We start from the raw sequence: 12915 nt of genomic DNA, 5'->3' as shown, positions 1-12915 counted from the left end.
CCCTGTCAGGAGGTACTCGACGCCATGCGGATCATTGTGGTGGGGGCCGGCGCGGTCGGCCTGGCCGCCGCCTACCGGCTGGCCAGCGTTCGCCACCGTGCTCCTCATCGACGCGGCGGTCTCACCGGCCGCCAACGACTGGATCGCCCCCGGCACCGGCCGGACGCTGTCCGCAGCCTTCCTCGCCTCCTGGCTGTGGATCTCCGCGCACGGCGGCTGGTTCCTGAACGTGAGCGGCGTGGCGCGGGAGGGAAGCTGGAGCTTCCCGGTCCACGTCGGTGCCATGACCGCCGCGATCGGCCTCCATCTGCTCGGGCTGCGCGCGGCCGCCACCGCGGAGGGCCGCCGGCAGCTCGACGGCGGCAGCTGGCTGGCCGGCACCCTGCTGGCGGTCCTGGCCCTGTCCCACTACGGCGAGTTCGGACCGCTGGACCAGCCGCCCCTGCCCGGCGCGTACGGCCTGCTCGCCCTGCTCGTCCTCGCCCTCGCCCTCGCCCTCGCCCGCTACGCCTGGGCCGTCCGCAGCGGCTTCCGCACGCAGCAGCTGGAGCGTGCCGTCGCCGAGGACTGCGCCGAGGCCCAGGAGCCCCCGGTCAGGCACAGGACGGGCAGCGCCCGCGGTAGGTGATCTCGGCCGCGGCGACCGTGAAGCCGAAGCGCTGCTCGGCCGGCAGGCCGGCGAGGGGGTCGCCGACGGGGTGGACGTCGCGGATGGTGCCGCAGCCGGAGCACACCAGGTGCTGGTGCGAGCGGTGCGCGTTGGGGTCGTACCGCTTGGCGCGGCCGTCGGTCGAGACCTCCGCGACCTCCCCCAGGGCGACCAGCTCGCCGAGGGTGTTGTAGACGGTCGAGCGGGAGATCTCGGGCAGTCGCCGCACGGCGCGGGCATGGACCTCGTCGGCCGTGAGATGGACGTGGTCACCGCTGAGGACCTCGGCGACGACGCGCCGCTGGGACGTCATCCGCCAGCCACGCCCCAGCAGTCGCTCCAGCAGGTCACTCATTCGGTTCACCCCGTCGGTTTCGATGGTGCACGGTGCCCATGGACGCAGCCGTCCAGCCCGTGGACCGCACCCCACGCACGCCGACGTACTTCTACTGCGTATGAGTTTGGCCAACTTATTGACTTGGATTCTGTCCATCGTAGGATCAGTTCCGGAACCCGCCAAGGGACAGGAGACGACAAAACAGCAGAAGTCCGATGGTCGTACGGTTCGCACCGCTCTTCCCGCGGTGGGACGCCGTAGCCGTCGACTGTCCCGGGTGACCCCACGGGGCGGCGCCCTGACTGCTTCAACCCCTCTCCCGCACCACCCCAACAGCTCCACAACGTGACCCGTTGGCCCGGAAGGATCAGGATCCGCATGTCCGAGAACCACGACGCAATCGTCACCGACTCCAAAACCGAGGGTGAGGCTGGCGGTTGCCCGGTCGCGCACACGCGCGCCCCGCACCCGACCCAGGGCGGTGGAAACCGCCAGTGGTGGCCGGAACGGCTGAACCTGAAGATTCTCGCCAAGAACCAGCCCGTGGCCAACCCCATGGACGACGGCTTCGACTACGCCGAGGCGTTCCGGTCCCTCGACCTGGCGGCCGTGAAGCAGGACATCCAGGAGGTGCTGACCACCTCGCAGGACTGGTGGCCGGCCGACTTCGGCCACTACGGCCCGCTCATGATCCGGATGGCCTGGCACAGCGCCGGTACGTACCGGATCAGCGACGGCCGCGGCGGCGCCGGCACGGGTCAGCAGCGCTTCGCGCCCCTGAACAGCTGGCCGGACAACGGCAACCTCGACAAGGCCCGCCGCCTGCTGTGGCCCGTCAAGAAGAAGTACGGCAAGAGCATCTCCTGGGCCGACCTGCTGATCCTCACCGGCAACGTCGCCCTGGAGTCGATGGGCGCCAAGACCTTCGGATTCGCCGGCGGCCGGGTGGACGCCTACGAGCCCGAGGACGACGTCTACTGGGGCCCGGAGACCACCTGGCTCGGCGACGAGCGCTACACGGGCGACCGTGAGCTGGAGGAGCCCCTCGGCGCGGTCCAGATGGGTCTGATCTACGTCAACCCCGAGGGCCCCAACGGCAACCCCGACCCGCTGGCCTCCGCCCGCGACATCCGCGAGACGTTCCGCCGCATGGCGATGAACGACGAGGAGACCGTCGCCCTGATCGCCGGCGGCCACACCTTCGGCAAGACCCACGGTGCGGGACCGGCCGAGAGCGTCGGTGACGACCCCGAGGCCGCCGGCTTCGAGGAGCAGGGCCTGGGCTGGCGGAACGCGTACGGCACCGGCAAGGGCGCGGACGCCATCACCTCCGGCCTGGAGGTCACCTGGACCAGCACGCCCACCAAGTGGAGCATGGGCTTCTTCGAGAACCTCTTCGGCTACGAGTGGGAGCTGACCGAGAGCCCGGCCGGCGCCAAGCAGTGGAAGCCGAAGGACGGCGCGGGCGAGGGCACCATCCCGCACGCCCACGACTCCTCGAAGAAGATCGCCCCGGCGATGCTCACCGCCGACCTGGCGCTCCGCTTCGACCCGGTCTACGAGCAGATCTCCCGCCGCTACTGGGAGAACCCGGAGGAGTTCGCGGACGCCTTCGCGCGCGCCTGGTACAAGCTGACGCACCGTGACATGGGCCCGAAGTCGCTGTACCTCGGCCCGGAGGTCCCGGCGGAGACGCTGCTGTGGCAGGACCCGCTGCCGGAGCGCGAGGGCGAGGTCATCAACGCCGGTGACATCGCGGCCCTCAAGGCCAAGCTCCTCGACTCGGGCCTGACCGTCTCGCAGCTGGTCAGCACCGCGTGGGCGTCGGCCTCGACGTACCGCGGCAGCGACAAGCGCGGCGGCGCCAACGGCGCCCGCATCCGTCTGCAGCCGCAGCGCGGCTGGGAGGTCAACAACCCCGACCAGCTCGCCCTGGTCCTGCGCACCCTTGAGGGCGTCCAGCAGGAGTTCAACGGCGGCTCGGACCGGAAGGTCTCGCTGGCCGACCTGATCGTGCTCGGTGGCAGCGCGGCCGTGGAGAAGGCCGCCAAGGACGCCGGCATCGACATCCAGGTGCCCTTCACCCCGGGCCGGGTCGACGCGACCGAGGAGCACACCGACGCGGAGTCCTTCGCGGCGCTGGAGCCGGTGGCCGACGGCTTCCGCAACTACCTGGGCAAGGACAGCCGGCTGCCGGCCGAGTTCCTGCTCGTCGACCGCGCGAACCTGCTCACGCTGAGCGCCCCGGAGATGACCGTCCTGGTCGGTGGCCTCCGCGTCCTCGGTGCGAACTACGACGGCTCCAAGACCGGCGTCCTCACCGAGACCCCGGGCACGCTGACGAACGACTTCTTCGTCAACCTGCTCGACATGGGCACCGCCTGGAGCTCGACCTCCGCCGACCAGACCGCGTTCGAGGGCCGGGACCGCGCCACCGGTGCGGTCAAGTGGACCGGCACCCGTGCCGACCTGGTCTTCGGCTCCAACTCCGAGCTGCGCGCCGTCGCCGAGGTGTACGCGAGCGACGACGCGAAGGAGAAGTTCGCCAAGGACTTCGCCGCCGCGTGGAGCAAGGTCATGGACCTGGACCGGTTCGACCTGGCCTGATCCGCACCGGACAGCCGGAAGGGCCGGCCCCGTCTCGCGACGGGGCCGGCCCTTCCGTTCGTGGGATCAGACCCGGTCGGCCGCGATCAGCACGTACTGGAAGGACCCGTCCTTGTACGAGTTGATGAAGGCCTCTTCAATGCCGGTGACCAGGGACGACGTGGCCCGCAGCTCCCAGTAGGGCAGCGTCGCCGGAGTCAGGTCGATGACGGCCTGCGGTACGAGGCGGTTGTCGGCCATCGCCCGCAGGTACTCCCTGCGCGAGTGGATGTTGCACTCGAAGTGCGCGTTGATCTGGGAGACGTACTTCGAGGGCTGCCCGTAACGCGGGTTCCAGCAGCCGGTGATGGTGACATAACGGCCGCCGACCGCGAGGACGCGGGAGTGCTCGGCGAAGAGGTCGTGCAGGTCGACGTACATGCTCGACTCGTTGTTCCACGAGGCCGCGGCCATCCCCGTCTCGAAGGGCGTGTCGAGCATGTTGCACACGCGGGCGTGGACATGGTCGTCGATGCCGAGCTCACCGGCGCGCCGGTTGGCGAAATCGGCCTGCTTGGCCGACAGGGTGACACCCTCGACCTTGCATCCGAAGCGCTGGTGCGCCATGACCATCGACCCGCCCCGGCCGCAGCCGGCGTCCACGAGCGTGTCGTCACGGCCGACGGAGCCGAGGTGGTCCAGGAGGACCTCCGCCTGCGCCGACTCCAGTCGGTGCAGCTCGGCGATCAGCCTCTTCTCGTACTCGCTGTCGCCGCGGTTCCCCAGGGCTGCATGGTCGACCTCGCCGATGCCGTAGTGGTGGTGGTAAAGCCCGTCGACGTCGCCGAGACGCAGGTTCACGGGCCTGGCCTCCTGGTCCCAGTAGCGGGCGATGTCCCCCTGGTAGGGCGACGCCGGGGCGGGGACGAAGGCGGAGGTGCCGTTGAGGGTGGTGAACTCGGTGCTGGTCACAGGTGAATCCGTCCTTACCAGAAATCGGGCAGGCTGTACCGGTAGGTGTTGGTCTGATGCCAGTAGTGGTTGCCGTCGACCCAGGCGGCCACTCCCCGCAGGAAGCGCTGTGCGGTCGGTACGGGGCAGGCCTCGGCCAGGGTGGCGGCCTCGGCCTCGAAGCGGTGCATGAGGTCGTTGTGGACCTCGACCGCCTTCAGATAGGCCTCGCGGTGCGAGACGCCCTCGCGTTCGGCGATCACTACGGGCAGGTTCAAGTGCAGGCCGGGGCTCTTCAGTTCCTTGGTGTAGGAGTACAGGTCGTTGACGATGGTGGTGGCATTGCCGGCGAGTGCGATGACCCGCTGCATGGCCTGCTGTGCATGCAGGTCCGCCGGCAGTTCGTAGCCCCCGACCGTGTCGGTGATGGTCGGGCAGGGGCGGAAGTTGTTGAACTGACGCATCGCCAGGTACTCCCAGACCTCCGGCATCTCCTCCGTCTGGGCCCAGGCGGCCTCGGCGAGGTAGCCCAGGTGCAGCCGGGCCATGTCGTGCCGGTACCGGTCGGCCTGGGAGGGAGTGGCCGTCTGGAGGAAGTACTCCATCGCGGAGCGGTAGGCGCGGCGCGGAGCGTCCGATCCGAGCGACGCCAGCCACGCCGGCTCGTACTCCTCCGTCGTGTACAGCGGGTCGAGAGCGGTGTGCGCCAGCAGAAGGCGGCTGCCGAGCCCGATGGGTGAGCCGCCGTGGTCCTCGCAGTAGCAGTCGTCGACCGCGTTCTCGGCGACCATCAGCCGCGTGGCGACCATGACGTGCTCGACGGTGGGCGCGTCCGGGTGGCAGGCGACCATGTAGCGGCCTACCGAGAAGCCGTCGAACTGGTCCTCCCACTCCGGGGGATAGACCTCGGCCTCCTCCACCGCCCACTCCTTGATCCGGCGGCTGACCTCCGCCACGCGCGCCGGGTCGGGCTCCGGTACGGGGTGGTGGTAGAGGCCCGGAATGGGCGTGCCCTCCGCCGGCGCCTCGGGCTCCGGTTCGGCCGCCGGCTCCTCGCGCGGGGCCAGACGCAGCCCGGCCGTGCCCAGCCCGCTGGGGCCGCGCAGGATCCGCTCCAGGGCCAGGTTCGACTGCCTCGCGGGGGCGGCGCCCTCCCCCGCGTCCACCGCCTCCGGCTCGGCAGGGGCTTCGGCATCGGCTGCGGCAGCGACGTCCGTATCCGTACCGGCATCAACATCGGCGGGGGGTGTGCGGGCGGCAGCGCCGAAGCGGGCCGCGACATGGAACAGGCTCGACTGCAAAGGAGTGGTCCGCAGCGGAAAGATCCCGGGATCGGGCATTCGTGACTCCTTGGTGAGGTGGGTGTGCTGTCCCGGGGCCCCGGCGTGCTGCCCTGCACGGGGAGGTCCGGGCGTGACGACCGCCGGACGGGCCTAGTCGCGTCTGCGGGCCCGCCGCGCGTTCGCCGGCACGCCGAGCGCGCCGGGCACCAGGATGGCGGCGCGGGAGTGGGTGGGGAAAAGGTATGAATTGGCCGCCTGCGCACTGGGCCCCTCGGGCCGCGCCGGCAGCTCCGGCTCGCGCTCCCCCGCTGTCCGGCCGGCGTCACGATGCCCACCTCGCCGTAACGGTTCTTCCGTCACCGCCACCGCACCGGGACGGCCCGGAACCCCGACGCATCGAGAAACAACGGTCATCGGGCGAGCTCTCCTTCAGGCGATCGACGTGCGTGGTGCGGATCGGCGAATGAGAAAAGCGAGTACATATATCTGGTAAGCGGGAACGAATATCTGAGAATCCGCCGAGATCCCTGGAAACACTAACGGCCGATACGCCTGACTCGCCCAGGAGGCCGGGCGAGTTACCACGATGCAGTGATCTCGCTCCGCACCGGGTTTAGCGAGCCGACCGACGGCATTCGGACTATCTGCCCGGGGCCATGTTTGACGTGCGCCGCTGTCGATTTCCGCCCCACTCTCAACTCCTGCACCGCACAGCCGAATCAGCACCTCGGCAGACGCCACTCAAGCACCACGGGGACCAATAAGGATCACGCCATATCGGGAAGCCGTGACCTCCTCGGGAAGCCACGGCGAGAGGGAGCGTCGCGGGGCGGCGTCTTTTGCGAGACGCTCGGCCCGGCGGAGCACGTACCCGGCAGTGGTGACGGGGCGGGACGCCGGGGGAAGCACCGAAGCACCCGACCCTCGCGCATCACCTGAGGAAGGCGGGCTGTGATGAGCGATTCCGTTACGCATACCGCGGGACGGTCCCGGCACGGGACGACGGACCGGCTCTCGGCGGTCGAGTTGACCGTCAATGGCCGGGTGCGGCGGCTGACGGTGGATCCACGGACCACGCTGCTCGACGCGTTGCGCGAACACCTGGGCCTCAGCGGCACCAAGAAGGGGTGTGACCACGGGCAGTGCGGCGCCTGCACCGTGCTGGTCAACGGCCGGCGCATCAACTCCTGTCTGACCCTCGCCGTCATGCACGAGGGCGACGAGGTGGTGACGATCGAGGAGCTGGGCACCCCCGATGACCTGCATCCCCTGCAGCGTGCCTTCATCGAGCGGGACGGCTTCCAGTGCGGCTACTGCACTCCCGGACAGATCTGTTCGGCCGTCGGCATGCTCACCGAAGTGGCGGCGGGCTGGCCCAGCCACGCCACCGAGGCCACCACCACCGCAACTACCGCCGCGTCGCGCATCGCGCTGACCGACGAGGAGATCCGCGAGCGGATGAGCGGCAACATCTGCCGGTGCGCCGCCTACCCCAACATCGTCGCGGCCGTGCGCAGTGCGGCGGAAGGAGACGCGGGATGAGGGCCTTCACCTACGAACGCGCGAAGGACGCACGGGCCGCCGTGACCGCGGGGTCCCGCACCGGCGCGAAGTTCATCAGCGGCGGCACCAACCTGCTGGACCTGATGAAGCTCGACATCGAGCGGCCCGGTCATCTGGTGGACATCAGCCGGCTTCCGCTGCGGGACATCGAGGATCTGCGGGACGGCGGGCTGCGCATCGGCGCCCAGGCGACCAACTCCGAAGTGGCCGCCGATGCCCGCGTACGCAACCGCTATCCGGTGCTGTCACAGGCCCTGGTGTCCGGCGCCTCGGGCCAGTTGCGCAACAAGGCGTCCACCGGGGGCAACCTGCTGCAGCGCACGCGCTGCCCCTACTTCTACGACACCGCGGCGAGCTGCAACAAACGGCTTCCCGGCTCCGGTTGCGCGGCGATCGGCGGCTTCAACCGGATACACGCGATCCTCGGCGCCGGCGATTCCTGCATCGCCACCCACCCCTCGGACATGGCGGTCGCGATGACCGCGCTGGGAGCGCGGATCGCACTGCTCGGCCCCGATCATTCGGTACGCCACGTCGACATCACGGACCTCTACCGGCTGCCCGGCGACACACCGCACATCGAAACCGTGCTGCGCCCGGGCGAGATGATCACAAGCGTTCTCCTGCCGTCTCCCCCGCCGGGCCGGCAGCTCTACCGCAAGGTGCGCGACCGGGCGTCCTACGAGTTCGCCCTTGTGTCGGTGGCAGCGGTGATGTCGGTGAAACACGGCACCGTCCGTGCGGCGCGGGTGGCGTTCGGCGGTGTGGCGGCCAAGCCGTGGCGGTCGGTCGAGGCGGAGGCCGCGCTGACCGGGCGGCCGGCCACGATGGCCACGTACCGGGCCGCCGCCGGGGCCGCGCTGCGTGACGCGGTCGGGCGGGGACACAACGACTTCAAGATCGAGCTGGCCGAGCGCACCCTGTGCCGCACCTTGGCGCAGCTGGCCCGTCGAGCGGAGGAGGCGGGATGACCGGGCAGCAGATGTCCGGGCGGGGAATGGCCGGGCAAGGGACCATCGGGCGGGCCGTGAGCCGCGTCGACGGCCCGCTGAAGGTCACCGGCCGGGCCACCTACGCCTACGAGCACGGCCCGGACGACGCACCGCTCTACGGATTCATCGTCGGCGCGACGATCGGCAAGGGCCGCATCACCCGCATCGAGAGCAGGAGCGCCGAGCGCGCTCCCGGCGTCCGCCTGGTGATGACCCATCACAACGCACCGGAGCAGGGCCCGCGCGACGAGTCCGTTCCGTACGAGTACTGGCGTGCGCAGCCGATGCTGACGGGGCCCGACGTCCACCACTACGGCGAGCCGGTGGCGCTGGTCGTCGCCGCCACCTTCGAGCAGGCACGCGCGGCGGCGGGGCTCGTCGAGGTGACGTACGCGGCCAGGCCCGGGCGTTATGACTTCACCGCGCTGAAGGACGACACGTACACCCCGAAGATGGTCAACGCCGGCCTCCCCACCGACACCGCGGTGGGCGACTTCGACGCCGGCTTCCGCTCCGCGGCGGTGACGGTCGACCAGCGCTACACCACGCCGTACGGGTTCTCCATGCCGATGGAGCCGCACGCCTGCCTGGCGGTGCCGCGGGGCGAGGACCTGACCGTCCACGTCAGCTGCCAGATCGTCGACGCGGCGCAGGCCTCGGTCGCCCGCACGCTCCGGCTCGACCCGGCACGGGTCCACATCGTCTCCCCGTACGTCGGCGGCGGGTTCGGTTCCAAGCTGGGCGTCCATGCCGAGACGATCCTCGCGGCGCTCGCCGCCCGTGCGTTGCGCCGGCCGGTCAAGGTCGCACTGACCCGGCAGCAGATCTTCCACCTCGTCGGCCTGCGCCCCACCTCGCACCAGCGGGTCCGGCTGGGCGCGGCGCGGGACGGCCGGCTGGTGGCGCTCGCCCACGACGTCACGATGCACACCAACCCCGACATGGAGTACGCCGAGCAGACCGCCGCCACCACCCGCAGCCTCTACGCCGCGCCGCACCGGCTGACGAGCCACCGGCTGACGCCGCTGGACCTGCCGCGGGGCGAGGACGTCCGCGCGCCGGGCGACGCACCGGGCCTGCTGGCGGTGGAATCGGCGATGGACGAGCTGGCCGACGCGCTCGGGATGGACCCGGTCGAGCTGCGGATCCGCAACGAACCCACCGTCGATCCCGAGCGGGGCGTCCCGTACAGCGACCGGCACCTGGTCGAGTGTCTGCGCGAGGGCGCGCGCCGGTTCGGCTGGGACCGCCGCCCCGCCCGGCCGGCGAGCGTACGCGACGGGCAATGGCTGGTCGGTTACGGCGTGGCCGCCGCCATCCGCGGGCACTTCCAGTCGCCGACGACCGTGCGGGTCCGGCTGGCCGCGGACGGCACGGCCACCGTGCAGTCGGACATGACCGATATCGGGACGGGCACCTACACGATCCTGACGCAGGTCGCGGCCGACGGGCTCGGGCTGCCGCCCGACCGGGTACGCGTCGAACTCGGGCGCTCGGAGTTCCCGACCAGCTCGGGGTCCGGCGGCTCGTGGGGCGCCGCCAACTCCAGCACCGCGGTGCACCGCGCGTGCCGGTCCCTGCGGAAGAAACTGCTGGCCGCGGTGCGCGACGACACCCGCTCCGCACTGCGCGGACTGGAGCCGGAGAAGGCGGTGTTCGCCGACGGCCGGGTGCGCATCGGCGACGCGTCGGAGGCGATGGGCGACATCGTCGCCCGCCACCACCCCGACGGGATGCAGGCGACGGGCGAGACCCTCGCCATGAACGACGATCCCCACTACACGGCCTACTCGATCCACACCTACGGCGCGCACTTCGCCGAGGTGGCCGTCGACGCCGACACCGCCGAGATCCGTCTGCGGCGCATGCTGGGCGTGTTCTCGGTGGGCCGCGTGCTCAATGCCAGGACGGCACGCTCGCAGCTGATCGGCGGCATGATCTGGGGCGCCGGCGCGGCCCTGGAGGAGGAGGCCGTCGTCGACCCGCGCAGCGGCGCCATCGTCAACCGGGACCTCGCGCACTACCTCGTGCCCGTGCACGCCGACATCCCCGCCGTCGACGCCGTCGTCCTCGACGGGTACGACGACAAGGCCAACGCACTGGGCGCGAAGGGCATCGGCGAGCTGGGCATCTGCGGGGCCGGGGCGGCGGTCGCCAACGCGGTCTTCAACGCCACCGGCGTACGCGTACGCGACTTCCCCATCACGCTGGAGAAGGTGTTGCCCGGCCTGCCACTGCTGGACGCCTGAGTCCCGGCGAGGGTGCCCGGGCTCCCGGCCCGGCCGCCGGTTCCGTGGCGGCCGGGTCAGCCGATGGGCTCGGGCATCGGCACCACGTCGTAGGCCAGCTCGATGGCGTCGCCGGTCGCCGGGTCGGCCAGCTCGACCCGCCAGTGCCCGGCGAACTGGTCGACGCCCTCGCGCATCGGGATCGTCCCCGATATCAGCACCGTGCCGGGCTCCAGCTCCCCGCGCTCGCGCAGCACGTCGGCCCAGTACCCGGGCGGCAGCAGTTCCCCGGCGGTGCCGTCCTGCAGCAGCTGCTCGTCCCCGCCGCCGACCGGGGTGACCCAGGCACGCAGGGTCAGGGCGTCCAGCCGGTCCGCGACGTCCGCCAGCCGCCATGCCCGGCCGGCGAGCACGTCCGGGCCCGCGTTCTTGCTCCAGGCCACGCCGTGCGCCTCCAGCGCGCGGTCGGTGTGGTCGCACGCCGCCGTCAGGAGGAGGTCGCCGGTGGCGTCGACCACCAGCGCCCACTCGGCTTCCCCGGAGGTGCGCGCGTGCTGCACCGCGACGGTCGCGGTCTGCTGCCCGAGGTACGGCGAGACGGGGTACAGCGCCGGTACGGTCGAAGGCGCGGGGACGCCGAGCTCGGCCAGTTCCGCGACGTGCGCGGCGACGTCCTCCTGGCTGCGGCCGGCGTATCCGGCGTTGAGCAGCCGTGTCACCTCGACGGTGCGGTGGCTTCCGTCGGGCAGCTCGAAAGACAGGACGGTCATGAGTCCTCCAGATCACAGACGGTTGCGCATGGGTAAAACAGCCCCCGAGGGGTTGCGCATACGACCTGTATACAGCAAGTATGCCTAGCAGTGCAGCAACCGAGATCGTGAGGCCTTGACCCCATGGACAACGAACAACGCCCGGGCGCGGACGGGGACCACACGGGGGTGACCGCGACGCGGCCGGACCGCGGCGCGCTGATCCGTGCCTTCATCGCGAGCCTGACCGGCACCTCACTGGAGTGGTACGACTTCGCGGTCTACTCGGCCGCCTCGGCGCTCGTCTTCGGCAAGCTCTTCTTCCCCTCCGAGGACCCGCTGACCGGCGCCCTGCTCGCCTTCTCCACGTACGCGGTCGGGTACGTGTCGCGCCCGCTGGGCGGCTTCGTCTTCGGCCGGCTCGGGGACGTCATCGGCCGCAAGAAAGTGCTCGTGGCGACCCTCGTGCTGATCGGCGCCGCCACGTTCCTGATCGGACTGATTCCCACCCAGGCCACCATCGGGCCGGCCGCACCGGTGCTCCTCGTCCTGCTGCGCTTCGCACAGGGCGTCGGCGTCGGCGGCGAGTGGGGCGGGGCCGTCCTCCTGACCAGCGAATACGGCGACACCCGCAGCCGCGGCTTCTGGGCGTCGGCCGCCCAGATCGGCCCGCCGGCCGGCAACCTCATGGCCAACGGCGTGCTCGCGGCGCTCGGCGCCCTCCTCACCGAGCAGCAGTTCTTCTCCTGGGGCTGGCGCATCGCCTTCCTGCTCTCCGGAGTCCTGGTGCTCTTCGGGCTGTGGATCCGGGTGCGGCTGGAGGAGACGCCGGTCTTCAAGGCCATGGAGGCCGGCGGCGACCGGCCGCAGGCACCGATCAAGGAAGTGTTCACCACCCAGCCCCGGGCACTGATCGCCGCGGTGCTCTGCCGGGTCGCGCCGGACGTGCTGTACGCGATGTTCACCGTCTTCGTCCTCACCTACGCGACCCAGAAGCTGGGCATGGCCCGCGGCAGCGCGCTGACCGCCGTACTCATCGGCTCGGCGCTGCAGATCGTGCTGATCCCGCTGGCCGGCGCCCTCTCCGACCGCTGGAACCGGCGCCGGATGTACCTCGGCGCCACGGTGGCGGCCGGCGTGTGGCCGTTCGTCTTCTTCCTGATGACCGACGGCGGCTCGTGGGCGCTGCTGGTGCTCGGCGTGGTCGGTGCGCTGGTGATCCACTCGCTCCTGTACGGTCCGCAGGCCGCCTTCGTCGCCGAACAGTTCACCCCGCGGCTGCGGTACACCGGCTCCTCGCTGGCGTACACCCTCGCGGGCGTGATCGGCGGCGCGGTGGCGCCCCTGCTGTTCACCGCCCTCCTGGGTACCTTCGGCACGTGGCTGCCGCTGGCCCTGTACCTCGTGTGCACCGCCGTACTCACCATCCTCGGCGTGCTGCTCGGCCGGGACGCCGACCACGACGAGGACGAGCGCTACGTCGAGGAGACGGCCCACCGCGCACGGGAACACGCGGCCACGACCGCCCGGAACGACTGAAGAGCGACAACGGACAAGGAAGAGGAGCCGGAAGCCGC

General features: G+C 71.0%; 10 protein-coding genes. 6 read left to right on the top strand and 4 right to left on the bottom strand.

The annotated features are described in order from the left end of the window. Positions 1-97: 97 nt before the first annotated feature. Positions 98-628 carry a hypothetical protein gene (locus ACZ6WH_RS30695; protein WP_469732358.1) on the top strand — a complete coding sequence of 177 codons (531 nt, stop codon included), beginning with the start codon at positions 98-100 and terminating at the stop codon, positions 626-628. Here the strand turns inward: ACZ6WH_RS30695 and ACZ6WH_RS30690 are convergent. Continuing rightward, positions 594-1004: a Fur family transcriptional regulator gene (locus tag ACZ6WH_RS30690; RefSeq protein WP_432860325.1), complete on the bottom strand. Its 411-nt coding sequence runs from the start codon at positions 1002-1004 to the stop codon at positions 594-596. The genes ACZ6WH_RS30695 and ACZ6WH_RS30690 overlap by 35 nt on opposite strands. A 360-nt stretch (positions 1005-1364) precedes the next feature. Between ACZ6WH_RS30690 and katG the strand changes: the two genes are divergently transcribed. Beyond that, positions 1365-3593 (top strand): catalase/peroxidase HPI, encoded by a 2229-nt coding sequence (katG, locus tag ACZ6WH_RS30685; RefSeq protein WP_469732355.1) that lies wholly within the window; start codon positions 1365-1367, stop codon positions 3591-3593. Between the two features lie 66 nt (positions 3594-3659). Here the strand turns inward: katG and ACZ6WH_RS30680 are convergent, their stop codons facing one another. Both ACZ6WH_RS30680 and ACZ6WH_RS30675 read right to left on the bottom strand, forming a co-directional pair. Further along, positions 3660-4544 carry a geranyl diphosphate 2-C-methyltransferase gene (locus ACZ6WH_RS30680; RefSeq protein ID WP_432860321.1) on the bottom strand — a complete coding sequence of 295 codons (885 nt, stop codon included), beginning with the start codon at positions 4542-4544 and terminating at the stop codon, positions 3660-3662. Between the two features lie 14 nt (positions 4545-4558). Next, positions 4559-5863, bottom strand: coding sequence for a family 2 encapsulin nanocompartment cargo protein terpene cyclase (locus tag ACZ6WH_RS30675; protein WP_469732353.1), 1305 nt, complete (start codon positions 5861-5863; stop codon positions 4559-4561). 897 nt (positions 5864-6760) lie between these two features. On the opposite strand from ACZ6WH_RS30675, the gene ACZ6WH_RS30670 reads away from it, so the two are divergent. Genes ACZ6WH_RS30670 through ACZ6WH_RS30660 form a run of 3 tightly spaced genes read left to right on the top strand, consistent with a single transcriptional unit; the run spans position 6761 to position 10610 of the window. Next, positions 6761-7348 (top strand): 2Fe-2S iron-sulfur cluster-binding protein, encoded by a 588-nt coding sequence (locus ACZ6WH_RS30670; protein ID WP_469732351.1) that lies wholly within the window; start codon positions 6761-6763, stop codon positions 7346-7348. Then, positions 7345-8340, top strand: coding sequence for an FAD binding domain-containing protein (locus ACZ6WH_RS30665; protein ID WP_469732349.1), 996 nt, complete (start codon positions 7345-7347; stop codon positions 8338-8340). Before ACZ6WH_RS30670 ends, ACZ6WH_RS30665 begins: the two co-directional genes overlap by 4 nt. After that, positions 8337-10610 (top strand): xanthine dehydrogenase family protein molybdopterin-binding subunit, encoded by a 2274-nt coding sequence (locus ACZ6WH_RS30660; RefSeq protein WP_469732347.1) that lies wholly within the window; start codon positions 8337-8339, stop codon positions 10608-10610. The genes ACZ6WH_RS30665 and ACZ6WH_RS30660 overlap by 4 nt, the downstream gene beginning before the upstream one ends. A 56-nt stretch (positions 10611-10666) precedes the next feature. Here the strand turns inward: ACZ6WH_RS30660 and ACZ6WH_RS30655 are convergent, their stop codons facing one another. Beyond that, a complete protein-coding gene (locus tag ACZ6WH_RS30655; RefSeq protein WP_432860311.1) occupies positions 10667-11359 on the bottom strand; it encodes a DUF2848 domain-containing protein in 693 nt (230 codons plus the stop codon). 201 nt (positions 11360-11560) lie between these two features. Here ACZ6WH_RS30655 and ACZ6WH_RS30650 point away from each other — a divergent pair, with 201 nt between their 5' ends. Beyond that, positions 11561-12877, top strand: coding sequence for an MFS transporter (locus ACZ6WH_RS30650; RefSeq protein WP_469732709.1), 1317 nt, complete (start codon positions 11561-11563; stop codon positions 12875-12877). The last annotated feature ends 38 nt before the right edge of the window (positions 12878-12915 follow it).

Source organism: Streptomyces sp. NPDC050806 (assembly GCF_055586425.1).
This window is presented reverse-complemented; position numbering and strand designations above follow the sequence as displayed.

Excerpts from the sequence above, each read along its gene's own strand:
- ACZ6WH_RS30690 (WP_432860325.1), bottom strand. The coding sequence starts at position 1,004 with ATGAGTGACCTGCTGGAGCGACTGCTGGGGCGTGGCTGGCGGATGACG.
- katG (WP_469732355.1), top strand. The coding sequence starts at position 1,365 with ATGTCCGAGAACCACGACGCAATCGTCACCGACTCCAAAACCGAGGGT.
- ACZ6WH_RS30675 (WP_469732353.1), bottom strand. The coding sequence starts at position 5,863 with ATGCCCGATCCCGGGATCTTTCCGCTGCGGACCACTCCTTTGCAGTCG.
- ACZ6WH_RS30670 (WP_469732351.1), top strand. The coding sequence starts at position 6,761 with ATGAGCGATTCCGTTACGCATACCGCGGGACGGTCCCGGCACGGGACG.
- ACZ6WH_RS30665 (WP_469732349.1), top strand. The coding sequence starts at position 7,345 with ATGAGGGCCTTCACCTACGAACGCGCGAAGGACGCACGGGCCGCCGTG.
- ACZ6WH_RS30660 (WP_469732347.1), top strand. The coding sequence starts at position 8,337 with ATGACCGGGCAGCAGATGTCCGGGCGGGGAATGGCCGGGCAAGGGACC.
- ACZ6WH_RS30655 (WP_432860311.1), bottom strand. The coding sequence starts at position 11,359 with ATGACCGTCCTGTCTTTCGAGCTGCCCGACGGAAGCCACCGCACCGTC.